Annotated in this window: 18 protein-coding genes, 4 tRNA genes and 1 pseudogene; 14 read left to right on the forward strand and 9 right to left on the reverse strand. The window is 66.0% G+C overall.

All coding sequences use genetic code 11. The features are described from left to right. A partial coding sequence (locus AB0C34_RS04970; RefSeq protein WP_357067513.1) for an alpha/beta hydrolase occupies window positions 1-1,449 on the reverse strand: 1,449 nt, incomplete at its 3' end. A gap of 31 nt (window positions 1,450-1,480) precedes the next feature. Beyond that, a complete protein-coding gene (locus AB0C34_RS04975) occupies window positions 1,481-2,242 on the reverse strand; it encodes a pyrimidine reductase family protein (protein WP_357067515.1) in 762 nt (253 codons plus the stop codon). A 35-nt stretch (window positions 2,243-2,277) separates the two neighbouring features. Between AB0C34_RS04975 and zapE the strand changes: the two genes are divergently transcribed. After that, complete coding sequence (gene zapE, locus AB0C34_RS04980) at window positions 2,278-3,294, forward strand: cell division protein ZapE (RefSeq protein ID WP_357067517.1); 1,017 nt, start codon at window positions 2,278-2,280, stop codon at window positions 3,292-3,294. 182 nt (window positions 3,295-3,476) lie between these two features. On the opposite strand, the gene AB0C34_RS04985 is transcribed toward zapE, so the two are convergent. Continuing rightward, window positions 3,477-4,016, reverse strand: coding sequence for a GNAT family N-acetyltransferase (locus AB0C34_RS04985; protein ID WP_357067519.1), 540 nt, complete (start codon window positions 4,014-4,016; stop codon window positions 3,477-3,479). A gap of 817 nt (window positions 4,017-4,833) precedes the next feature. Between AB0C34_RS04985 and AB0C34_RS04990 the strand changes: the two are divergent. Next, a pseudogene (locus AB0C34_RS04990) lies at window positions 4,834-4,968 on the forward strand (RNA polymerase sigma factor); the annotation flags it as partial. 42 nt (window positions 4,969-5,010) lie between these two features. Here the strand turns inward: AB0C34_RS04990 and AB0C34_RS04995 are convergent. Then, window positions 5,011-5,313, reverse strand: a complete 303-nt coding sequence (locus AB0C34_RS04995) for a hypothetical protein (RefSeq protein WP_357067521.1) — start codon at window positions 5,311-5,313, stop codon at window positions 5,011-5,013. A gap of 366 nt (window positions 5,314-5,679) precedes the next feature. Here AB0C34_RS04995 and AB0C34_RS05000 point away from each other — a divergent pair, with 366 nt between their 5' ends. Both AB0C34_RS05000 and AB0C34_RS05005 read left to right on the forward strand, forming a co-directional pair. Then, a complete protein-coding gene (locus tag AB0C34_RS05000; RefSeq protein ID WP_357067523.1) occupies window positions 5,680-7,236 on the forward strand; it encodes an NAD(P)/FAD-dependent oxidoreductase in 1,557 nt (518 codons plus the stop codon). Between the two features lie 404 nt (window positions 7,237-7,640). Next, window positions 7,641-8,603, forward strand: coding sequence for a LysR family transcriptional regulator (locus tag AB0C34_RS05005; RefSeq protein WP_357068509.1), 963 nt, complete (start codon window positions 7,641-7,643; stop codon window positions 8,601-8,603). Here AB0C34_RS05005 and AB0C34_RS05010 read toward each other — a convergent pair. Then, window positions 8,570-9,568: a hypothetical protein gene (locus tag AB0C34_RS05010; RefSeq protein ID WP_357067525.1), complete on the reverse strand. Its 999-nt coding sequence runs from the start codon at window positions 9,566-9,568 to the stop codon at window positions 8,570-8,572. The two genes, AB0C34_RS05005 and AB0C34_RS05010, sit on opposite strands and share 34 nt — an antisense overlap. Window positions 9,569-10,043: 475 nt before the next feature. Here AB0C34_RS05010 and AB0C34_RS05015 point away from each other — a divergent pair, with 475 nt between their 5' ends. Then, window positions 10,044-10,988: a hypothetical protein gene (locus tag AB0C34_RS05015; protein ID WP_357067527.1), complete on the forward strand. Its 945-nt coding sequence runs from the start codon at window positions 10,044-10,046 to the stop codon at window positions 10,986-10,988. On the opposite strand, the gene AB0C34_RS05020 is transcribed toward AB0C34_RS05015, so the two are convergent. Next, entirely contained in the window at window positions 10,954-12,183 is a 1,230-nt protein-coding gene (locus AB0C34_RS05020; protein ID WP_357067529.1) for a sigma factor-like helix-turn-helix DNA-binding protein, read from the reverse strand. The two genes, AB0C34_RS05015 and AB0C34_RS05020, sit on opposite strands and share 35 nt — an antisense overlap. Before the next feature lie 240 nt (window positions 12,184-12,423). Here AB0C34_RS05020 and AB0C34_RS05025 point away from each other — a divergent pair, with 240 nt between their 5' ends. Beyond that, window positions 12,424-13,842, forward strand: coding sequence for a cytosine permease (locus AB0C34_RS05025; protein WP_357067531.1), 1,419 nt, complete (start codon window positions 12,424-12,426; stop codon window positions 13,840-13,842). Between the two features lie 463 nt (window positions 13,843-14,305). Then, window positions 14,306-14,512, forward strand: a complete 207-nt coding sequence (locus AB0C34_RS05030) for a hypothetical protein (RefSeq protein ID WP_357067533.1) — start codon at window positions 14,306-14,308, stop codon at window positions 14,510-14,512. Window positions 14,513-15,199: 687 nt separating this feature from the next. Here AB0C34_RS05030 and AB0C34_RS05035 read toward each other — a convergent pair. The 3 genes from AB0C34_RS05035 to AB0C34_RS05045 form a co-directional block, all read right to left on the reverse strand. After that, window positions 15,200-15,274 (reverse strand) — tRNA-Val (locus tag AB0C34_RS05035). Window position 15,275: 1 nt separating this feature from the next. Then, window positions 15,276-15,346: transfer RNA gene (locus tag AB0C34_RS05040), tRNA-Cys, on the reverse strand. Between the two features lie 45 nt (window positions 15,347-15,391). After that, window positions 15,392-15,464, reverse strand: a tRNA-Gly gene (locus tag AB0C34_RS05045). 455 nt (window positions 15,465-15,919) lie between these two features. Between AB0C34_RS05045 and AB0C34_RS05050 the strand changes: the two genes are divergently transcribed. The 7 genes from AB0C34_RS05050 (at window position 15,920) to pgsA (ending at window position 23,986) form a co-directional block, all read left to right on the forward strand. Continuing rightward, window positions 15,920-15,991: transfer RNA gene (locus AB0C34_RS05050), tRNA-Val, on the forward strand. 982 nt (window positions 15,992-16,973) lie between these two features. Continuing rightward, window positions 16,974-19,223, forward strand: a complete 2,250-nt coding sequence (locus tag AB0C34_RS05055; protein ID WP_357067535.1) for a bifunctional SulP family inorganic anion transporter/carbonic anhydrase — start codon at window positions 16,974-16,976, stop codon at window positions 19,221-19,223. Window positions 19,224-19,329: 106 nt separating this feature from the next. Beyond that, entirely contained in the window at window positions 19,330-19,761 is a 432-nt protein-coding gene (locus AB0C34_RS05060; RefSeq protein WP_357067537.1) for a TIGR02611 family protein, read from the forward strand. Then, on the forward strand, window positions 19,734-20,390 hold the full coding sequence (locus AB0C34_RS05065; RefSeq protein ID WP_357067539.1) for a (2Fe-2S)-binding protein: 657 nt from the start codon (window positions 19,734-19,736) through the stop codon (window positions 20,388-20,390). Before AB0C34_RS05060 ends, AB0C34_RS05065 begins: the two co-directional genes overlap by 28 nt. 217 nt (window positions 20,391-20,607) lie before the next feature. Beyond that, window positions 20,608-22,671: a threonine--tRNA ligase gene (thrS, locus tag AB0C34_RS05070; RefSeq protein ID WP_357067541.1), complete on the forward strand. Its 2,064-nt coding sequence runs from the start codon at window positions 20,608-20,610 to the stop codon at window positions 22,669-22,671. After that, window positions 22,668-23,270, forward strand: a complete 603-nt coding sequence (locus AB0C34_RS05075; RefSeq protein ID WP_357067543.1) for an HIT domain-containing protein — start codon at window positions 22,668-22,670, stop codon at window positions 23,268-23,270. Before thrS ends, AB0C34_RS05075 begins: the two co-directional genes overlap by 4 nt. A gap of 20 nt (window positions 23,271-23,290) precedes the next feature. Then, complete coding sequence (gene pgsA / locus AB0C34_RS05080) at window positions 23,291-23,986, forward strand: phosphatidylinositol phosphate synthase (RefSeq protein ID WP_357067545.1); 696 nt, start codon at window positions 23,291-23,293, stop codon at window positions 23,984-23,986. The last annotated feature ends 13 nt before the right edge of the window (window positions 23,987-23,999 follow it).

Here is a 23,999-nt window from a genome sequence, read left to right on the forward strand (position 1 = left end):
ACCGGGGAGCGGTCCCGCCGGCGGGGCCCCCCCCGCGCCGCGCGCCCGGCACCCCGGCGCCCGCCCCCCCGCCCCCCCCCCGGGGGCGGCCACGGCGCCGAGCACGAGCACCGGGATTCCCAGCTTCTCCGGCATCGGCGGCGCGGTTGACACCGGCCAAGCCGTACACGCCATCAGCGCGATCGCCGCCGACTTGCCGAAGACGGGATACTTGCCCGCCCAGGTTCCCGCGAGCTCGGTGGCTTTCGTGGGAGTCGGCGGCAGTTGGGTGTCGCTGCATCGGTTGACGAACTGGCCATCGCCCGCGGTGGCGGCAGACTCGCGCAGGATCAGGTTGCTCAGCGCGCTGCGATCGCCGCGCCCGGCCGCGGCGAGCGCGTCGGCGAGTTCGCCGGTCCGGTTGACCTGATCGGCGCGCGGGCTGCCCAGAAACCCCGACAACGCCGTGCGCAACGCGTTCGCCGAGATATCGCCGAGATTGCCGGATCCAGCCTTGTTCACCAGGTCGGTGACCGCTGTGCGCGGATCGGGGCCGAGTGAGCAGCCGATGCCGACACAACGCTGGGCGAACGCGGTCAGCGCTGCCTCCGCGCCTTGCACGGCTTGTTCGGCACGGGTGACGGCGTCCGTGCCGACCGGCTCAGGAGAGTCGAGCACCAGCCGCGCGACATGGTCGCCGTATCTGCGGGCATAACTGAGCGCGACCTTCGCCCCGTTGCCCGTACCGAGCAGCGTGATGTGCTCGACCTGCCATTGCCTGCGTAGTTGCTCGATGTCGTCGGCGGCGTGTGGTACGTCGAAGGTGTTCTCGTAGGGCTGCAAGAAGTCGCGGCAGGCGATGGTGCCATCTTGACTGACCGTGGTCATCGCCGCAATCGGGTTGCCCGGCTCCGGACCGAACTGGGCGTTGTCGGCCAGGCCGCGACGGATCTCGGACGGCAGGCAGTCGATCGGCTGCGAGGTTCCCATCCCGCGCCGGTCGACGGCGACGATCGGACGGGCGGCCAGTAGCCCACCGGCTGGGCCGGCGGCCAGCCCCGCGAGGGTTGCGGTCGACGAGCGGTCCGAGCCGGAGGTGAGCACCAACGGCGGCACGTCGGCGGGGGTCTGCGCGAGCCGGGCCCGCATCGCGCCTGCGCGGAAATTGCCAATCACCGCTCCCGCCGCGTCGATCGGAGTCGAGTACTCGGCGCAGTCGAGCACCAGGCCCGCGGGCGCGGGACCGAGCCCGAGCAGATCCAGAGTCGGTTGGGTGCAGTCGCGCCAACTGAGATCGGTCTTGGGTAGTTCGGCGTCGACCGGTGGGGGCGGCGGTGCTGAGGTCACCGCGCCACCCGCGGCGGGCGGGCGCTGCACCGCGACTCCAGGGCGGTCCGACGGTCCCGCACCGCAACCGGCGATCATGATCGAGAGTGTCGAGGCAAGCACGGCGGCCCGAGTCCAGCGCATTGCTACAGCCTGCCAGGTTCGGGCGGTTGTTTCATCGACGGGCCCACCGGGTGAGCACCGTGCCATCGTCGCCCAGCACGACGTGTGCGCGAGTCATGCGGGTGCGGAACTCGTGCGTGGAGAGCGAGATTCGCCGTGCCGTACCGCCGACCAGCAGCGGAGCTGTGGTCAGGCAGAGTTCGTCGACCGCGTCGGCCGCGAGCAACTCGCCGAACAGGTGGGGGCCGCCCTCGGTGAGCACCCGCGGCAGACCACGCTCGCGCAGCACGCGTAACAGGTCCTCGGGGGTCACTGCGGCACCACCTGCCTCGATTACCTCGGCGCCGGCGTCGGCGAGCCGCTGCTTGCGCTCGTGGGGCGCAACGGTGGTGGTGATGATCAACGGCGGCACCTCGGTGTCGGTGAACAGGCGGGCGCTGGGCTCGATCGCGGCGCCGGCCGTCACCACCGCGATCGGGGGTGGCGAGCCGTCGGGATGGCCGCCGATTCCCTGGTCGTGCAGCGTCCGCCGGTGTCTCGGGTCGGTGCGTGCTCCGCCATAGTTCTCCGCGCGTACGGTGCCCGCACCGACCAGGATGACGTCCGACAGCTCGCGCAACAGCCCGAACACCGTCCGATCGGCGGGGGTGCCCAGTCCCTCGCTCAGGTTTCCGCTGGTCGCTGCACCGTCGATACTGGAGACGAAATTGGCGCGCACCCAAGGCTGGTCGAGCTCGGCCGGGTATGCGTACAACTGCGCGAGATCGGTCGGGCTCAGCTCTGTGAGCTGGATCGCATTGTGGCTACGCTGCATGAGACCAGATCACACCCCGTCTTTAGGCTTCGTTCATGCAAGCACGCCTCGTCGATCGCCACCCGGAGGTTCCGGCCGATCAGCTCGTCGCCCAAATGGTGCCTCCGCCGATGTTCGACGAGGTGAGCTTCAGCTCCTATATACCCGATCCGAAGGAACCGAGCCAGGCTGCTGCGGTCGCCAAGGCCGAGGCGTTCGCCGGGCAGGTCGCCACAATCCACAAGGCAGCGGGCAAGAAGAACCTGTTCGGCAAGAAAAAGCAGGTGACCGGCGCGGGTCTGTATCTCGATGGCGGCTTCGGCGTCGGCAAGACCCATCTACTCGCCTCGGTATTCCACCGCGCGCCCGCCCCGAAGTCCTTCGGCACCTTCGGTGAACTGACCAATCTGGTCGGTGCGCTGGGGTTCGCCAGTGCGGTCGAACGGCTCTCGGTCAACAGCGTGCTGTGCATCGACGAGTTCGAGCTGGACGATCCGGGCGACACCATGCTGGTCTCCCGGCTGCTGACCGAACTGTCCGCGGCCGGAGTCTCGATCGCGGCGACCTCCAACACGCTGCCCGGGCAGCTGGGCGAGGGACGTTTCGCCGCACAGGATTTCCTGCGCGAGATCAAGAAACTCGGCGCGATCTTCGACGCGGTGCGCGTCGACGGACCGGACTACCGCCACCGTGACCTGCCACCTGCGCCTGAGCCGACTTCGCCGCAGGACCTCGTCGAACGCGCCGCTCGCGCAACAGGTTCCACGCTGGACGAATTCGACGCGTTGCTCGAGCACCTGAGCACACTGCACCCGTCCAAGTTCGGCGCACTGATCGCCGGGGTGTCGTCGGTGTTCGTCTCGAACGTGCATCCGGTCACCGATCAGGCCGTGGCGTTGCGCATCGTGGTGCTGGCCGACCGGCTCTACGACGCGAGCATTCCGGTCACGGTGTCGGGCGCGAAGCTCGACGAGATCTTCCCGGCGGAGATGCTGGAGGGCGGCTACCGGAAGAAGTACCTGCGCGCCATCTCGCGCCTGCTCGCACTGTCGCGGTTCGAAATCACGGTCTAACGGTCACCGGTTCGAGTTACTCGGTTTTCGATTGGTTCGCCGACGGGGCCGAAACCACGCGGGGAGGGCTGTCGACCTGTGCGTGCGGCAGCCGCTGACCCGGACGGATCGTCGATCATGGTTGGTAGCCGCCAGGTCGTGACGGTGCGGACGCGTAGCTGTGTTCGTCCGGCGCGCCCGCCCTAGAAGACCAGTCGCATCACGTAGTCGTGGTGCAGCTGCGTGCCGATGGTGAACGTCCTGGTGCCGACGGTGGTGAAGCCGTATTTGGCGTAGAAGCGCTGGGCGCGGGCGTTCTTCTGATTGACGCCCAGCCACACCCCGGGATGACTATCCTCCCGCGCCCGATCGAGTGCGGTGCGCATGAGCGCGGTCGACACCCCGGTGCCGTGGTGACCGGGCAGTACATACATCTTGCTGATCTCTACCCCCGTGTGCAGGTCGACTGCGTCGGCCATCGCCGGATCGGCGGAAGCTCCGGCGACCAGCATCGCGTAGCCGACGATGTCGTCGCCCGCAATGGCCTTGAGCACGATCCGCGCCGGATCGCTCAGATACTCACCGAAGCGTTCGCCCGACAGCGCGTCGGCGATGAAGATCTCGATGTCGTCGGGCGAGGAACCAGGCGGGCAGGCAAGTGGAAAGGTTGCGGCCGCAACATCACTGAGGGCTTCCGCGTCCCATAGACCGGCCCGGTCGACGGTGACTGGGATGTTGCTCATTCGTTTATAAAAACACACTTTTCTGAGCGAAAACGCACAAGGCGCGGTGGCTCCGCTGCTCGATGCCTGCTCTCGGAGGTCGAATGTACCGCCAGGTTTCGACACGCTGGACCAGGTTCTGCCCGGAAAACGATTGCCAAGATCGAGGCGTCGGAAGTTCGGCGGAGACAGACATGGCCGAGATCGACGACCAGCCCGCGGTGAGACTTGTCGTGCATTGCCGTCGCTGTCGCGCGGTTGACTGGTGTCGCCGCACTCGGTGCCTCAGGGCATCGGACCGATCTGTGCGATCCGCGAGTGCGCCGAACTGCGCGGCACCGCTGCACGACGGTCGCGAGGGTTGACCTTGTTCGACATCGCGGCATGAAACGATCACGTATGCGGCTCAGGTCGACAGTGTCGTTGGGTGGGTGCTCGCAGTCCGGTGTAGCCGGCGGCGTGGGGACGACGCGGTAGAGGCGGGCCGGCGCGACCACCCGACCATCCCGTAGCCTCGACTTTCGCAGTTCCGACGAACGGGTGTTCGAGGCGCAGGGCAATGCTCTCAGCCGATATTGGGATAGTCGTCAGGATCGACCGGCCATGGTCTGTTCGTTTTCGGCGAGGGCTTCGCAATGTCACCAGGTGACACGCCGATATGGGGGCCACTGCCCGCACGCGGCGTGCGGTTGATTATTGCATCAGTTGGACGCGTGGTCGGGCGTGGTCGGGCAGACCCGGATAATCTGGTTGTCTCCGCGTGCGATGAGGATCTTGGTCACTCCATGGGGATGTCCACGGCTTCGACGCCGAGTGGCCCATTGTGTCAGCGTTCCACGACAGTCTCACCCTGCTCCTGCTGTGCTGCCACCCCGCGCTCGGCCACACCTCCCAGGTAGCACTCACGCTCCGTGCGGTCGGCGGCCTTACCACCGCCGAGATCGCCCACGCCTACGGCACCACCCAGGCCACCATGGGCACAGGTGGTCCGGCTCGGTGACAACAGCCAGGACCGCTACCAGCGCAGCCGCTGCAGCAGCGACTGCCGCAACAGCCGCGATCGGCCGCCGCGGCCTGTCCGGCGATTCGGCCGGTACCTCATCGGAGGTGAAGGACGCGCGAACGCCACCGCGGTGCCGGTGATCGCGACGAGCAGCAGGCCGATCCGCACGGTGGCGCGGCTGGACCATCGCAGTGCCAGTCGATCGGCCGCCACGCTGCCGCCACCGGCCAGCAGCGAGACCAGTACCACCGAGGCGACGATCAGCCCATCGGAGAGGTCGAAACGTTCCTTTTGCTGCGGCGAGGCGGTCAGCACGACGGCGAAGAAGAAGCCCTGGATGCCGACCGCAGACGAGTTCGCGATCCGAGCGTCCCGCAGGAGGGTGCGGTCGACCTCATCCGCGCAGGAAAGCGGTCACGCGCGACTACGCGGGGCGAATTGGGCCGAGAGGTGGCGGCGATCGTCGCGGAATCGGCAAGCCCACAGATCCGCATCGCGTCGACCTGAGGCGTGGCGCTGCCCGTGGCCGCGTTTGGTCGTGGACACTTTGGCGCGAGTGCGTCCTGATCCCGTGATTTGCGCGATCCACCGGCGGCCCGCGGGGTGCGCGGGCAGTATGCTGAACCGCGATTTCGGCCCACCGACTTTGCTGCGCGGCGCTGGCGACGTAGTCTCCTGCGCATGACAAGCGGAAACCGCGTCGGGATCGTCGGTGCGGGTATCGCAGGTCTTGCCTGCGCGAAAGTGCTGAAACAGGCGGGTTTTCCGGTCGAGATTTTCGACCGCGCACCCGATGTCGGTGGCGTGTGGAGTGTGACCCGGCGATACCCGGGCCTGCAAACGCAGAACTCCAAGGACACGTATCACTTCTCCGACTTCCCGATGCCCGCGGACTATCCGCGGGTCCTCGACGGACAGCAGATGCAGGCGTATCTGGCTGCCTATGCCGAACGCTTCGGGCTGATCGAACATCTGCGGCTGGAGACCGAGGTGGTTGCTGCGGACCCGGTGGACAGCGGATGGTTGCTGGAAATTCGCGATGAGAGTGGAATTCATCGGACCTCGTGTGATCACCTGGTGATCGCCAACGGCGTGTTCAGCGACCCGGCGATGCCGGACTATCGTGGTGCCGATGTGTTCGCCGCTGCGGGTGGACGACTGTGCCACGCGTCGGAATTCCACGATCTGGACGCAGTGCGCGGCAAGTCGGTCGTCGTAGTCGGCTACGGCAAGTCCGCCTGCGACATCGCCACCGCGGTGAGCGAGGTCGCGGCTTCCACGTCGGTGGTGGCCCGGCGGTTGTTCTGGAAGATGCCGCGCACGCTGGCCAAAGTGATCGACTACGAGCGGCTGATGCTGACGCGTTTCGGGGAAGCCCACTTCCACTACCTTCGGCCCGGCTGGATGGACCGGTTTCTGACCGGATCCGGCGAATCGGTGCGGATCAGCAATTTCGATCTGATCCAGGAGTTGGCCACCAAGCAGATGCGGCTGCGCGAACTCGGTCTCGTGCCGAGCGGCCGTTTCGAGGAGATCGCCGAGAGCACCATCAGTCTCGCCACCGAAGGCTTCGCTGAGCAGGTCGCCAACGGACGCATCATCGTGCACCGGGACACGACCATCGCCGAGATGGGCGGCGGCCCCAAGGCTGCTCCCGCGGTGCGCTTGTCCACCGGAGAGGTGCTGCGGGCCGATGTCGTGATCTGTGCCACCGGTTTCCACCAGCGGGTGCCCTTCCTCACCCCGTATGTGCAGCGCAGGCTGACCGATGAGCGCGGAAACTTCCGTCTGCACCGGCAGATCCTGCCGCTGGATGTGCCGAATCTGACTTTCGCCGGCTACAACTCATCGGTGATCAGCACACTCAATGCCGAGGTCGCCGCGCATTGGACCGCCGCGCTGCTCACCGGCAGACTCGCGCTGCCGCCCGCCGAGCAGCTGAATGAGCAGATCGACGCCCGCCTGAGCTGGATGGAGGAACGCACGCACGGCCACCATGCCCACGGCACCGCGATCACCCCGTTCTCCATCCAGAACATCGACGAGATGCTGGCCGACTTGCGGTTCCGGCTGCCGCGTCGGACCCGGCTGGCTCAATGGTTCCGGCGGGTCAAGCCGGAGTCCTATCGCGGCCTGGCCCGATCGAAACCGGACACCGCACCTGTTGTGCCGCACCGGGCTCCTATCGAGGCGGAGCTGCTGCCGTTGGACGAGGAAAGCGATCGGATCAGCCGATAGACGGCAGGTGTGGTGGTCCACGCATCGTTCTGGCGCGTACCTCACGGCCAGGGGGGAGCCGCCGATCACTGCGGGTTCACCGCGCGGCATTCGGCCGCTGATCGTGCGCGCGGTTGCCGGACCGGAGGTGTCGGAAACCGTCGCTGATCGGGGCGCACTGCCGGTTTCATCGACCGGCACGTAAGAGGGAGGGTGGTACTGCGCCTGTGCGACCGGCCGTCGCGAAAATGGCGGTCGTTGCGTTGTGTGCAGCCCATCACCGCGCGATCCGCGAGCGGTCGTTTCCCGTAATAGGCGCCGAGGTCGATGTACTTCACAGGGTCTCCCATGACTCGCCCGGGATTGTCACCAGAGCAATGTCAGGAAACACCCATTGCGTTGGTGATAATCCATGGGTGGAAGCGCTGGACATGAATCTGCTCGTGGCCCTCGACGCGCTGCTGGATAGCAACAGCGTTACGCTGGCCGCCGAGCGCCTGCACACCTCACCGCCCGCGATGAGCCGGACGCTGGCCCGGCTACGCCGAGTGCTCGGCGATCCGCTGCTGGTGCGAGCGGGCCGCTCTCTCGTGCCGACGCCGCGCGCGTTGGAACTGCGGTATGAGGTCAGCGCTCTGGTCGAACAGGGACGTACGTTGCTCGCTCCTCGCGAAACGAGCGATCTTGCGGCGCTGAAGCGGACCTTTGCGGTCCAAGCGGGCGACATGGTGCTCACCGAACTCGCCGCGCCCCTATTGTCGGCGGTGCGCGCCCAAGCGCCCCGCGTGGCGCTGCGCTTCCTGCCCGACGCCCTCGAAGGCACCGCCGCGCTGCGTGACGGACGCGTCGACCTCGAGGTCGGCGTGATCGATCACACTGATCCCGAGACCACGGTGCGCAGGGTGCTCGCCGACCAGATGATCGGGGTAGCCGCCGCCGACCACCCGCTGGTCACCGATCGCGTCACGGTCGCCGCCTACGCGGCGGCGCGGCATCTGAGCATCGCGCGCAACGGTCGCGCGCACGGACCGATCGATGACCGCCTGGCCCTGCACGGCCGCACCCGGCGCGTAGTGGCTACCGTGCCGAATCTGACCAGCGCCTTGTTCGCGGTGCGTGGCACCGATCTGGTCTGTCCGGTGCCCGCCCTGTTGAGCGCCTCCGCGCTCCCCGCGCTCGGGCTGTGCACGTTCGAGATTCCGCTACCGCTGCCGGAGGTCGCGATCGGGATGGCGTGGCATCCGCGGAACACGGCCGACAACGGTCATCGCTGGCTGCGCGATCTTGTTCAGGAAACCTTGCTGCGGTCGGCCGCCGTGATCCGGCCGCCGAAGCGGCGCCGCGGCACGGCCGTTCAGGACGCCGGGGGTGGGCTGGAAAGCCGGTAGCCGTTCGAGTTCGGCTCGCCGGCGGATGTTCCGAAGACGTCGGTGCGCCCGAGCGGGGCGGCCGCGGTTCTTTTTAGTTCGTCGAGCATGGCCTGCAGTTTGTCGACGTGCGAGTTGTCGACCGGCGTGTAATCGTGCTCGGTGGCGCGATGGGCGCCCGTGAGGCCGGTGGCGGTTTCGTCGGCAGCGTTCCCGTTCTGGCTGTGGCCGAGATGTGCTCCGGGGCCGGAGTTGTCGGCGGACGCGAAGATGCTCTCGAACGCGGTGTTCTCCTGCGCGGGGGAAAGGTGCGGCGTCGCGACGGTTTCGCGCGGTGTCGTGAGCGCCTCCTGGTTCGGATTGATCTGCTCGCGGGGTGTCGTCAGGTCGGATGCGGGCTCGCGGACCATCGGCGCGGTGAAGTTCGGCGTGGGCTCGCGAGGAGTGGGTGTGGTGAAACTCTGCCCGGAGTTGCTGCTCGGCTCCGGTGTGGCAGCGGCAGGTTCACGGGGCGGGGTGAAACCCGACGGCGCTGCGGGGTTCAGTTCGTGTGCCGCACGAACCATGTCCTGCCGCGACGTGCCGTTTCGGGAATCGCGCACGCTCTCGCGGGATTCGCTGTGCCCGGAAGCCGGGGCCGGTGCGACGTGCCGCTCCAGCGGGCCCGCGCTGCGGCGCCCGGTGCCCGCCCGGGGGAGTCGCGCCGCCGGAGTGTCGGTCTCGTCCTTGCGCTCGCCGGCGGGCGCTTCGCCGGATTCCAGGCGCTGAACCCGGGCATCGATGCCGGAGATGTTCTGTCCGGTATGGAAAGCCCACGCCTCCAACGCGGCCAACCGATCCTCGAACGTCGGCTCGCCCGACACCGGGCTGGCTCCGTCCATTCGGGCAGCCACCACATCCAGCTTGTCGCTGACCTCTCGGAGAGTCGACGCGATACTCGACAACATAGCGCCGATCGACTCGCCGGTCTGCTGACCGTGCTCCATCCAATACCCTCTTCCCCGTATCGGCCCAGCTCGCACTCGGCCGGTCGATTCTATCCGCCCCGTGGGACATTCGCGGCTCGCGAAGAACCGGCGTGCACCGATCCGTTGACCTGATCGTTGCAGCGTAGGCGCATCGACTTCGGCCTACGCAGGCGGACGGCGCCGCGATCCCGTTTGTCCGGAACAGCGCAGTCCCGTCGATCGGTCATTGTCCTGCAAGGCCCGCTGCCCTGCGACGGGCGGGGTAGATGATCCGAGTCGGCGCGGGGCGGATATGGCGATAACTGTCAATTCACCGATAAGGCCGACGTCGGGTTGCGTGGCGTGGTGAAATTCCTTGTGCCGCAGCGTACGACACCGACTCCACCGATCGGCCACGATGTGAACGGGGCTGGCGAGGGATGGATGTCTGACGCACTCTTGATCTACGGCGTGGGTCGCCAGGCCTGCGGTGGTTTGTGCAGGGAGTGGTCGCATGAGAACAAAGCAGCGGGTGGACATCGCCTGCGGGCGCAAAGCGATGCTCGCCGAATTGGGTATCGGGGACCCGTCGGGCCGCGCGCGTCGAGCATCGGACGGCTACGCGTGTAAGTGCCCGGAATGTTCCGCCGCGCAATGGGATATGCAGCGGCTGAAGTACTGGGTGTGCGGAAGGCTGCTGGCTTACGGCGCCGACGAGGCCGAGGTGGATCGGCGGATCGGGACGCTGCCGGTCGATGTCTACTGGCGTACCGGCGATCGGGAGTACGCGATCGAGGTGCGCAGCGGGCCGGTCCAGCGAGTGCCGGCACAGGAACACACCGAGCGACTGTACACCGCCGGCTGCACCGACGTGTTGTGGTTGTGCCCGCCCGGCTATTGGGTGCCGCATCTACACGCGTTGGGGATCGCGGACTTTGCGCCCGATGCCTGCGACTACCGCGCGACCACTGGAGTGCTGGACACCGAGCACGCGATGGCGGCGCCACGGCGCGAACCGTTCGAACTGCGCACCTTCATCGAGGGCTGGGTCCGCGGCGACATCGTCTGGGGATATCGGGATGAGAAGACAGGAGGCTGGGCCACCGTGACCGACTGGAAACATCACACCAGGACGCAAGCCGCCGTCATCGCCCGGCAACGTCAAGAGCTGGTCAACCAGCGCACCGCACTGGCGGTGACCAGGAAAACGTTGCGGGACAGGCAGAAGCACGTGGTGAAGCTCGCCGCGCGGTTGGAACGCCTGGAGCAGTCCGCGCAAGAGCAGGCCGTCGCATTGGCCGCAGCCCGCCGCAAGATCGCCGACCATCATCGGGTGGACAACGCCCTGCGCAACACCATCACCAACCTCGAACAGGACATCGGTCACTGGCAGCTGGTCACCTGCTGCGCGATGCTGCTGATCGTCACGTTCCTAGCCGGTGTGATGGTGTTGCGCTGAGCCGGAACGGCGCCCGGTCCCATCGCCAGCCGTGACGCAGGACGAGTGCGAGGAAGTCCAGCAGTTCCAGGTCGGTTTCCGCGCGCACCTCGCGCAGCGCGGACCACCGCACCGGTCCGTGCGCGAGCAGGTCGCGCAGCGTACGCTCGATCGCCGCGTCGACCGGGCGCGCGAGCAGATCGGATACGCCGATCCGGCTGCCCGTCCACACCAGCCACCCCCACCCGTTGGCGTGGGCGTATGCGCGTCCCGCAGCCGCCTTCACCCGGTTGACGTGGAAGCCGACGTGACCGAGCGGCTCGACATCGATGAGCACGATTCGACCGTCGACGAGTCGTGCGACGACGGTTGGATATCGGAAGCGCTCCGCTCCGTCGAGGTCGTGACCGACCGCGGCAGGCTGCTCCTGAAATGTCTCGACCAGCTTGCTGGCATTGAGGATCCATAGCAACCTGGCCTCCAGGCCGGAGTCGAACGGCACATCGCGTCCGACCTTGTCCAGGTAGAAGCGTCCGCGTCCGTTGTCGTCGCGGTCCACCGTGCGAGCGCTGGAAGTCGGCATCGCGGCGGGAGCGCCCCCGCGGGGCCAATCGGCCTGCGCCAACCAGGGACTCAGTTGACCAGTCGCGCGCGGCTCGGCGTCGTGCAACTTGGTCAGGCGTCGATTCGTCCTCTTCTGCCATGCCGCGATTCGTTGGGTGACGAATCCGGCGATCCGCTTGGCGTCCGTTGCCGCGTGCCCGGCCAGCCGCAATTTCAGGTACGACAGCTCGTTGGCGGCGAGGTCGGTGTCGGTGGCGTACGTCTCCACCAACAATGCCCGCACCAACTGGCGGTCCAGCGCGCCGAGCGGATACCGCAGGCCGAGTACCGCCGGAGCTCGATGCCCGGTCAGCTGCGCCATCCGGATCATTTGACCGACGGCCTTGGTGTGTAGTTGGCGGACCCGGTCGCGCGACAGGTCGTAGCGCGCGCCGATCCGCGCGTAGGTCTCGGGCTTCTCGCCGCCGATCCCGAGCCGAGAACTCAGCAGTTCTCCGTCCTTTGCTTTGCGGTCGGCCTGTAGCGCGATCAATTCGGACAGCACCTCGTTGACCTCTTCGAGCCCGAAAGAGATGTCGTTCTGCACATCGACCATCGCGGGATCGGTGTCGTCCGGTGTCTCTTCGTGCGAAACTCCCGCGCTGATCGTCACGCGAAAACCCCCTGGTTCGGCTCCGGCTGTGCGGCACAGCGTATCCCCATCCGCCGACATCCGATTCTCGAAGCGGCGCGATCCCACAACGGCGCGCACAGGGCGGTCGAAATCCGGTGCGCGGCAACCAGCCGCGCCGTCGCCCGCGCCAGCCCATGGACGAACTGCGCATTCGGGCGGACATCGAACGACAAACATACTTCTATTGAATGGGCCGTTATATGACGGTACATTAACTGCGTGGGAGAGCCTGGCGGCACTAACTCGTATTCGTGGCTGCGGCGAGTCGGCGGTGAGGTCGAGACGGTCGGCGTGGCGCCCGTGCCGGACAGTCAACGCACTGCGACCTCGGGAAAGTTGTTCGTCACCTGGGCCATGACTGCTGCGTCGGCCATGACACCGCTGATCGGCGCGATTTTGTACCCGTACGGGCTGTGGTACATGATCGGCGCGATAGCGCTGACCTGGCTGATCTGCCTGATTCCTTGCGGGTTGTTCTCCGAGATGGGGCGTGAACTGCCACTGACGGCGTTGGTTGTCGCCCGCCGTACCTATGGATGGGCGGCAACCTTTCTGCTGTCCGCGCTGTTCGCCTTCGTCAACATCGCCTTCTTCGGACTCAATGTCGCCGGCGGCGCGCAGATTCTCGCGGCGTTGAGCCATACCGGTGCGGCGCCGTGGTACTGGATCATCGGCGTGTCCAATATCGTGCTGGTGTTGTTCGGCTTCAAGTGGCTCGAGTACTTCTACCGATACACGGCAGGGTTGTTCATCCTCTGCTACGCCGCATTGACCGTCTACCTGGCGACGCATTTCGCACTGCACGTTCCGTCCCAGACCGTCCCGATGGCGTGGGGAACAGCGATCTCTGTGGTGGCGGGGTTCTCCATTCTGTCCTGGACGTACAAGACATCGACGGTATCTCGGTTCTGCCTGCCTGCCGATCGAACGGTTGGGCGGACCTGGTTCTTCTTGATGCCGAGTCTCGGGATCATGCTTCCCAACCTGGTCATGGGCGTCATGGGTGCCTACTCGAAGGATGCGACCGGTGAGTGGAACATCGCCGTCGTCGGCGCGCAAATCCCTGGCTGGGGTGCGGTAGCTGCGGTGGGCGTCGCGCTTGCCATATTGCATGTGAACGCAATGAATCTCTATCCCGCGACCGTCGATGTGCTGGTATCCCTGAATACGGTGCGTAAACCGCGCACGTGGGAGCAGCCGGTCGCCACCGTCGTTCTCGGCGTGCTCGGCGTCCTGCTCGCCCAAGCGGGCATCCTGGCGCACGCCGAGGCCTTCGTCACCGGTGCGGGCGAGTTGCTCGGCCCGTTCGCATTCGTGATGCTCGTCGACTGGTTGTGGGGGCTGACCGACAAGCGTGACGTCGACACCTACTTCCGCCCTGCGCGTGGCTTCGGCGACCGATGGCGGATACCGGCGATCACCTGCTTTCTCGCCGGTTTCATCGTGAGTTTTTGCGGAAAGAATTTTCTCCCCGCAAGTTTCTCCCACACCGTGCCCTTGGGCCTGCTCGGTTCCCTCGTTGCGGGCGGCGCGTATGGCGTCGTTCTGGTTTCGCGCCGTCGCCGCTCAGGGGGTGGCGTCTCGCCCCGGATCGGCGCGGCGCGCGGCCCAGGAGAACGGCTGATGGGGAAGGTCTAGGCGAACCGGGGCCGATTCGGATCCCGCGGCCGACGAGCCTCGGACGATCGTCGAGGCCGGTCGGTGGGTGGTGACCCATCGTAGCGACCGTCCTGGTCTCGAGACCGCCGCACGCAACGCACCGAATCCTCCTACTGTGGCATGACTTTCGCACCTGACGTAACCGCCGAACCAATTCCCCTTGTGTGGTGGGCGGATGGGCGCGAATCGGATTACCGTCGGTCTTCCTGAAGGCTGGCCGAACCCACGAGGCTGAATCCTTTTCCGGTCTCGCGAACCCCGGCATTCGGTGCCGCAATTGTATTGGCACCCCACGCCCGCGACCTACGTCGTGACTCCCGCCGGTCGCCTCGGTCCCGATTACGGTCCGCTTCAGCCGCCGTGTCTTCGTCGCGACGAAACTCGCGCTCAGCCAACGTATTTCAGACGCGGGACAGTAGTGTCACACGATAACCTTCCTGGCATGGTGAAGTATCTGGTTACTTGGGCTATGGTCGCGGCCTTCTCTTTCGGTGCGGCTGGTACGGCGTGGGCTGATTACACCGTCGGCCACTACTCCACTCACGGAGCTTGCGTCGCGAATGGGGTGGGTGAATTCGGTGATGAAGGGCTGGGTAAGACCTGGTTCTGCCGTAAGTCTGGTGAGCGGTACGAACTGCTTCATCGCTGAAGGGATACGGGATCGGGATGGTTTCGCACGCGACGAGATCGCCTCCTATCGCGCTGGGCTCGCGGCGACAGCACCGCGATGTTCGAGCTCCTGCGCGACGATGCCCCCCAGCAGCGCACCGCCGCGAACACCGCGGGTGATCTGCTCATCGGCCAACTTCGAACGCTCACAACGAAACTCGCCCGCTCGATCAGCTGCCTGCCGCCTCGCAGCCAGGTCGTTGTCTGCTTGATGTCGGCACAATGTGTACCTGTGGGTCGAACCCGACGCCCGGTTCTCCGTCGAACCGGTGGCACTTGTTCGCCGACCGCGATATCGCCGCCGACCTGGGCCGCTAGGTAGACGACCTCCTGGTCGCCAGCGGTCGGCCACGGGACCGACTGCGATCCGGGATGGTGGGTGTCACCCTGAGGTCGTGTGCCTGCTCGGCTATCGACCGCAGCCGGCAATCAGCCGGTCGAACCGCCCTGCTCGCCTGGTTGTTCTGACCAGACGAAATAGCGCCCGACTGTGCCGAGTGATCGACTGTAACGCGCCGCCTGTGCCACGAGTGCGGATGGCAAGTCGGGCCGGTCTGGACAGTTCGACTGTGTCCATCAGGGGCGCAAACGTCGCCTTCCATTGGGCGTGTGCTGGGCACAAACAAAATCAGACCCGGTAAATACCGGGTCTGACCTGGTGAAACGGTGGTGCGCGATACTGGGATTGAACCAGTGACCTCTTCCGTGTCAGGGAAGCGCTCTCCCGCTGAGCTAATCGCGCGAGGTGGAGACGGGAATCGAACCCGTGTGCACGGCTTTGCAGGCCGTTGCCTCACCACTCGGCCACTCCACCGCGCAAGGCGGACGGCATTTTACTATTGCCTTGCCCTACCTCTCGAGCGGATGACGGGATTCGAACCCGCGACCCTCACCTTGGCAAGGTGATGCGCTACCAGCTGCGCTACATCCGCATTCTGCACCTCAGTGGGCTAGTTTCGCCCTCTCCGGTGCGAGACAGAACATTAGCGGACGCCTGATGAAAGGTACAAATCCGCAGGTAGGGTGGGGTAAATTCCGAACATGACCTGCTGTGTCTGGGGTGGCGCGTGTGGTTGATGGGACGTTGGACTCGCACCTGGTCGGCGCACCTCCGTGGCCTTGACGATCGGAGTCGGACTCATGGCCACAGGATGTCGGTGCGCCTGAAAGGGGCGCCAGCCGCCGGATTCGCGCTGGGGTGCGGCAGATGCTGGCCGCCTCCTCGGCAGGCTCGCGAGAGGAGTACGTGTGTCCGTACTTCACTACACCCCTGTCGATGAGCTGGACCGCCGCTGCCGGGGTAGCGATTTGGTGAACCGCCGATGGCGCGTGCTATTGTTTCGTCTCGTCCGGAGGGCATCCCCGCGCCGCCCGGCACGAAGTATCAGGTCTCATAGCTCAGCGGGAGAGCGTCCGCCTCACACGCGGAAGGTCGCTGGTTCGATCCCAGCTGGGACCACCCACGAACAAGGCCGGAGCAAGTTGAGCCCGGTCTTTTTTTCTTGCCTTTCTCTTGATCGAACTCGATGGTTCGGTGTCTGGTCGTCCCGCATCCCGGCTAGTTCGCGCCCGGACAATCCGCCGCGAATCTGTGACCGAGGTCACAGTTTGATAGCACTTGCCTGGGTTCGCACCCAAAACCTTTCCTCAGGCTTTGGGAAGTCTTTACCATCAATGTGACCTCAGCGTCACGAGTCGTAGCTGCGCGAGCGGCCGAGCGTTTCGCCCGCAAGTGCTGCGATTCCAGAACATGTTCGACCGATGGACCGGATCGACTCGATCCGGCGAAGGAGAAATATGTCCACCGATCGGGGAGTCGAGCCGCTGCGATTCGAGCCGGCCACCACTGTCGCTGTCGCCGTCACGGAGGTTCGCGACCATGTCTAGTCGGGGCGGGTCGCAGTGGCTAAAACATGCGAATCATAGTGCTGTGCAATCTAAGTGGTGTTCGGAGAGCGGAGAGATTCGGCTTCGCGAACATGGTGGTGCGCCATGGGAGGTCGGACGCCCATGCGATCGTTCACCGGAGACTCGGGCGCCGATGCGGCGCGGCGTCGAGACCGCTCTTCGACATCCCGACACCTGAACGATCGACGTCGCTCTCCGTGCGATCGGGGAGTTCGTCGGCGTCACCGACCGTCAGACCGCGGCGATGTCGGTCCGACGATGGGAAAGCGCCGGTCAGACCACTTTTTCAGCGCCGTTGTGTGCTAGGTCATTGCTGATTACCACACGCGAACAGTGAGGAGTAACACACAACCCACGCATTTCTCAGGCTTTGCTAAGTCTTTACTAATAGACTTGTCCCGGTTTACATCTCGACTCATCGTCGAGTCGGGTTCTGCTCCACCGCGAGATGCCGGTTCGCGGTCTTATGCCCTGTTGGACATGTTGATCGTCAACCGACCTCGGCGAACCAGCCGAGTCGGCGAAGGAGAGTCATGGCTATCGATCACGATCTAGCCCCGCCGATGTCCCCGCCTGTCGAGGCGGGATCGGGCCGCAGTTCCGCACCGTGGTCCGATCGCCTCAATTCGATCCTGCGGCACGATGTGCCTGCCTCGATCGTGGTTTTCCTGGTCGCGTTGCCGCTGTCGCTAGGTATCGCCGTCGCTTCCGGGGCGCCGGTCGCCGCTGGTCTGATCGCGGCCGTGATCGGCGGCATCGTCGCCGGCCTGCTCGGCGGTTCTGTCCTGCAGGTGAGCGGACCCGCAGCGGGCCTCACCGTTGTCGTCTCCGAAACAATCAGTCAATTCGGCTGGCGAACAACGTGTTTCATTGTCGTCGCGGCCGGAATACTGCAGATCCTGTTCGGGCTCAGTCGCATTGCCAGGGCTGCGCTCGCGGTAGCTCCGGTCGTGGTACACGCGATGCTGGCTGGAATCGGCATCACCATTGCACTGCAACAGATCCACGTGCTGCTCGGAGGTTCCTCACACAGCACAGCGTGGAAGAACATCAAAGAGCTGCCCGGGCAACTGATGTCGTTGCACGGCGGCGGCGCTTTCATCGGCGTGACCGTCATCGTGATCCTGATCGGCTGGAAGTACCTGCCCGCCAAGGTTCGCTTGGTTCCGGGCCCACTGGTGGCGGTGCTCGCGGGCACCGTGCTGTCGCTGGTGCTGCCGCTCGGCGCCGAGCGAATCGTGTTGAACGGCTCATTGTTCGACGCGATCGCCCTGCCGCAGCTGCCGCGCGGCGATTGGTCGGCCGTGGTACTCACCATCATCACCGTCGCGTTGATCGCCAGCGTGGAGAGTCTGCTGTCGGCGGTGGCGGTGGACAAGATGCACACCGGTAAACGCGCGAACTTCGATCGTGAGTTGATCGGCCAGGGATCGGCGAATGTGCTGTCCGGTCTGCTCGGTGGTCTGCCGGTCACCGGTGTGATCGTGCGGAGCGCCACCAATGTCCAGGCGGGGGCGCGCAGCCGGGCCTCCGCGGTGCTGCACGGCGTGTGGGTGCTGGTGTTCTCGGTGGCGCTGGCCTCGATGGTGGAGCAGATCCCGAAGTCGGCGCTGGCCGGTCTGCTGATCGTGATCGGTTCCCAGCTGGTCAAGCTGGCGCACATCAAACTGGCCCGGCGAACGGGCGATCTGCTGGTGTATGCCGTCACGGTGCTCGGGGTGGTGTTCTCGAACTTGCTCGAGGGTGTTCTGATCGGTTTGGGTGTGGCCTTTGCGCTGCTGCTGTGGCGGGTGGTCCGGGTGAAGATCGCCGCCGAGCAGATGCAGAATTCGCAGCGTTGGCTGATCACCATCGATGGATCGGCCACCTTCCTCGCGTTGCCGAAGCTGTCGGCGGTGTTAGCGAAGGTGCCTGCCGACGCCGACGTGGCGGTCGAGATGACCGTCGACTTCCTCGACCACGCTGCCTTCGAGGCCATCGAGGCGTGGGCGAGTCAGCAAACGAGCAACGGCGGCACCGTCGAGTTCGTGGAGATCGGCGGCGCAAGGATGGCCCACGCTGCCGCAGGGCCGCCCGCGCGCAGTTTCGCTCGATCTGTCTGGGATGACGTCCTCGGCCCGTGGCGTCGTGACGGGGAGCACGAGAACCCGGTCGCGGCGGGGGTGGCGGCGTACCACCGCAGTCACGCACACGTGGTACGACCGCACCTGGACGAACTGCGGGACAAGCAGGATCCGCATTCGTTCTTCCTGACCTGCTCGGACTCGCGGATCGTGCCGAACGTCATCACCAACAGCGGCCCGGGTGACCTGTTCACCGTGCGGAACGTGGGCAATCTGGTGCCGGCCGCAGGCGACGCGTCGGTCGAAGCCGCGCTGGTCTTCGCGCTGGAGCAGCTGAATGTCCGGTCCGTCGTCGTGTGTGGACACTCCTCGTGCGGTGCGATGGCGGCGCTGCGCTCCGGCGCCGAGGTCCCCGGCGTCGACGCCTGGCTCGCACACGCCAAGCCGAGCGTGCAACGGTATCGAAGCGGTCATCCGGTGGCGGTCGCTGCGCAGGCGGCCGGATTCGGCGAGGTCGACCAGCTCGGCATGGTCAACGTCGCGGTGCAGTTGGAGGTGCTGCACCAGCACCCGGCGGTGCGCAAGGCGGTCGCCGAGCGCGGCGTGCGGGTGTCGGGGCTGTTCTTCGACATCGCCAGTGCGCGGGTCATCGAAGTGACCGTGGACGGACTGGCGCATATCGATGATGCCGGTCGCCGCGTGGCACCCGAACTCGTGTAATCGACGAGGACGTCGACCCCGTCCGAGCCGCGGTGCTCGGGCGGGCTCGGCGCATCCTGCTATCGAGGACGGAATCGTGCCGCCCGGTTTCTCGTACCCTGGGAACGTGACCGGCGACCTGCATACGAGCCCGCCCGCAGAGCAGACCGGCTGGCGCGCCCTTCGAGCCAGGCTCGCCGAGCGACCTAGGCTCTTCCTCGTCTACCGGATCGCGGTCGCGGTGGCCGGACTGGTCGTCCTCGCGGTCGGGATTCTGGCGATCCCCTATCCCGGTCCCGGTTGGGCGATCGTGTTCGCTGGACTCGGCATCCTCGCCACCGAATTCGCCTGGGCGCGCCGGGTACTCGGCTGGCTGCGGGAAAAGTACCGGCAGGGTATGGCGTGGTATCGAGCGCGGGGTCCGATGCTACGGGCGGTCACGGCGATGGCCACGGTTGTCGTGGTCGTCGCGACAGTGTGGGTATTGGGAACGTTCGGGATCGTGGGTAGCTGGATCGGAGTCGAATGGAAATGGCTGCGCAGTCCGCTGACGTGGTGAACCCCGTCCCGGGGCGGCGACTCACCGAGGCCGAGTGGCTGATCGGGCGGATCGGGCAGCTTGGCCACTCCTGGGGGACGACGTCGCTGCGCATTGCCGGCACCCTGTGGTGGTGCATGGTCGCGTCCGCGCTGGTGGAGCGGATCGCGCGGGCCTACGCACAGGGCGAGCAGGCGCAGACGGTCGCACTGGAGCGTCTGGACTTCGCGGTACGCCCGGACGGCGGCATCGACCAGGTGCACATTCGAGCGGACAGCCGCGAATCGGCCGGCGGTGCAGCGGAGCTACGCGCGACCCTCGCCGCGGTGATCGCGCCGGTGGCCGAGGTGTCCGGCGCGGGCGTGTCGTCGCTGTGGGCGATCGCGGCCGATGCGATCGGCAACCGTGCGTTGGACGCCGGTTCGCCGGACGCCGGAGCGCGGCTGGCCGCCGAGGTCGGAGGAAAACTCCCGGCGCCGCGGTTCGTCGAGATCGGCGGGCGTACGTTCGTACGGCGGATCTCCTGCTGCCTGGTGTTCGAGGTGCCCGGCTGTCAGATGTGCACCAGCTGCCCGAAACGACCGTCCGACGAACGCACGGCGTTGTTGGCAGCCCTGGCTGCCGAGAGCCGAGGAACTTTGATGACGTAACAACTGATCTCGCGAGGGCCGGGGTGGTTCGCCGGGTACCGCAGAACCAGCCGGTCCTCCGTCCGGCGGACCGCGAGAGAAGCCACTCTGATCTATCCCACCGGCACAAAACGTCAAGCGGCGGGACAGTAGCATGGTCGCGCCGGAGCGAACACGCGATCGGCCATGATCCTGCGGGGAGCCACCCGCACACGAGAACGCCAAGAGGAGCGCAGTCGTGACCACCTCAGCCCCCATCAGCCCAGTCGCCCTCGTCCGGGTGCCGGCCGGGACGACGGCGGGCGCCGCGGTGCGTGCGGCGGAACTGCCGACCAAAGGACCCGACACCGTGGTGGTCGTCCGCGTGGACGGCGAACTGAAGGACCTGTCCTGGACCCCGGACACGGACGTAGACGTGGAGCCGGTCGCAGCGAACACCGAAGACGGCCGCAGCGTCATCCGGCACTCCGCCGCGCATGTACTGGCCCAGGCCGTGCAGCAGGAATTCCCCGAGGCCAAGCTCGGTATCGGCCCTTACATCAAGGACGGCTTCTACTACGACTTCCGGGTCGAGCGACCGTTCACCCCAGAGGATCTGGCCAAACTGGAATCCCGGATGAAGAAGATCGTCAAAGGTGCGCAGCGGTTTTCGCGCCGAGTGGTCGAGGTCGAGGACGCCAGGGTCGAACTGGCCGACGAGCCGTTCAAATTGGAGCTGATCAGCGACAAGTCGGGCATCGATGACCCAGAGGTCATGGAGGTCGGCGGTTCCGAGTTGACCATCTACGACAATCTCGACCCGCGCACCGGCGAAAAGATCTGGGGCGACCTGTGCCGCGGTCCGCACATTCCGACCACCAAGTTCATCCCGGCGTTCAAGCTGACCCGCAGCTCAGCGGCCTATTGGCGCGGTGACCAGAGCCGCGAGGATCTACAGCGCATCTACGGCACCGCGTGGGAATCCCAAGAAGCGCTCGACGAGCATATGCACCTGCTGGCCGAGGCCGAGCGGCGCGACCACCGCAAGCTCGGCCTGGAGCTGGACCTGTTCAGCTTTCCCGATGAGCTCGGTTCCGGCCTCCCAGTGTTCCACCCCAAAGGCGGCATCATCCGCAAGGAATTGGAGGAGTACTCACGCCGCAGGCATGTGGCGGCGGGCTACGAGTTCGTCAACACCCCACACATCACCAAGGGCCACCTCTTCGAGGTCTCCGGCCACCTGGACTGGTACCGCGACGGCATGTTTCCCGCGATGCACCTGGACGCCGAGCTCAACGAGGACGGCACCGTCCGCAAGCCCGGCCAGGATTACTACGTCAAGCCGATGAACTGCCCGATGCACAACCTGATCTTCCGAGCCCGCGGTCGGTCGTATCGAGAACTACCACTGCGGCTGTTCGAATTCGGGTCGGTCTACCGCTACGAGAAGTCCGGCGTGGTACACGGCCTGACCAGGGTGCGCGGCATGACCCAGGACGACGCCCACATCTACTGCACCAAAGAGCAGATGCACAGCGAGCTGACCGGCACGCTGCGATTCGTGCTGGATCTGCTGAAGGACTACGGGCTCGACGATTTCTATCTCGAACTGTCCACCAAGGACCCGCAGAAGTTCGTCGGCTCCGACGAGATCTGGGCGGAAGCCACCGAGACCCTGGCCAAGGTGGCCTCGGCATCGGGTCTGGAATTGGTGCCCGATCCGGGCGGCGCCGCGTTCTACGGCCCCAAGATCTCGGTGCAGGCCAAGGATGCGCTCGGCCGTACCTGGCAGATGTCGACCATTCAGCTGGACTTCAACCTGCCGGAACGGTTCGACTTGGAGTACACCTCCTCCGACGGCACCAAACAGCGGCCGGTGATGATTCACCGAGCCCTTTTCGGTTCGATCGAGCGGTTCTTCGGTGTGCTCACCGAGCACTACGCGGGCGCGTTCCCTGCCTGGCTCTCGCCGGTGCAGGTCGTCGGCATCCCGGTCGCGGAAACTTTTGTCGCGCATCTCGATCGGGTGATCGAGCGCTTGCAGGACGAGGGTATACGCGCGCAGGTGGACCGCAGTGACGACCGGATGCAGAAGAAAATCTTCAACAACACCGCGCAGAAGGTGCCGTTCATGTTGCTGGCGGGTGAGCGCGACGTGAACGCGAATGCCGTCAGTTTCCGCTTCCGAGATGGAACCCAGGTCAATGGTGTGCCAGTGGACGACGCGGTGGCCACCATCGTCGCGTGGATCGCCCGCCGCGAGAACGCGTCGCCGACCGCGGCCGGTTTCGAGATTCGATCAGTGGACAAGGGCCGGGCATGAGCGAACGCACGGTGCCGGATGGGCTCGCCGACCTGGACGAGACCACGGCGTCGGCCGAGCAGGGGAGCATCGTGGACACAGGCGCCGGGGAACCGGATCGGCTGCAACGGTTGTGGACGCCGTATCGGATGTCCTATATCGCGGAGGCGGCCACGTCCGGTCTCAAGGATTCGACGGGCCACCCGTTCACGGATATTCCGAAGATGTCGGACGAGGACGGATTGGTCGTAGCCCGTGGCGAGCTGGTGTACGCGGTACTCAACCTGTATCCGTACAATCCTGGGCACATGATGGTCGTGCCCTACCGCAAGGTGGCCAATCTGGAGGACCTCACCGAGGCCGAGAGCGCCGAACTGATGGCTTTCACCCAGCAGGCCATCCGGGTGATGAAGAAGGTGTCCCGACCGCACGGCTTCAATGTCGGACTGAATCTCGGTGGGGTGGCGGGCGGTTCGCTGGCCGACCATCTGCACCAGCACATCGTGCCGCGCTGGGGTGGCGACGCGAACTTCATCACCGTCATCGGCGAAGCGAAGGTGATGCCGCAACTCTTACGTGAGACCAGGGCGCTGCTGTCGGCGGCCTGGAAGGAGGCTTAGATGAGCCGTGCGGATCAGCCGTGCTGAGCTTTTTCGGCCGCGACACGTTCGCCAAGGTGACGGCGCCGCTCGGTAAGGCGCTGGTCAGCACGGGTCTCACGCCCGATGCCGTGACACTCATCGGTACGACAGCCACGATCGTCGCCGCGGCCACGTTGTTCCCGACCGGACATCTGTTCTGGGGAACCATCGTGATCTGGCTGTTCGTCATGTTCGACATGCTCGACGGCGCGATGGCCAGGGCGCGCGGCGGCGGCACGAAATACGGCGCGGTGTTGGACGCCACCTGCGACCGCGTGGCCGACGGCGCTATTTTCGCCGGCCTGGCCTGGTGGTCGGTCTTCCACGAGCACCACAGGCCGTTGTTCTTCGCGACACTCGTCGTCCTGGTCACCTCGCAGGTGATCTCGTACGCCAAGGCGCGTGCCGAGGCCAGTGGCCTGTCTGCGGACGGCGGCCTCATCGAACGACCCGACCGACTGGTCATCGTCCTGGTCGGGGCGGGACTCACCGGCATCGGTGGACACTGGGAGGTCGGCTGGCTCACCTATGCCGTCCATGTGGCGATGTGGATTCTCGCGGTGCTCAGCATTGTCACCGTGTTCCAGCGGGTGCTCGCGGTCCGGAACTCACCGGGAGCGCGGGATGTGCTCCCGTCCCGGTCTCCGCGGAATCCGAGCACGGGTTCCGCCGACGCCACAGAACTCCCGTCGTGACAACCCCTTGTGC

The sequence above is a fragment of the Nocardia sp. NPDC049220 genome, assembly GCF_040647855.1.
Lineage (GTDB): Bacteria > Actinomycetota > Actinomycetes > Mycobacteriales > Mycobacteriaceae > Nocardia.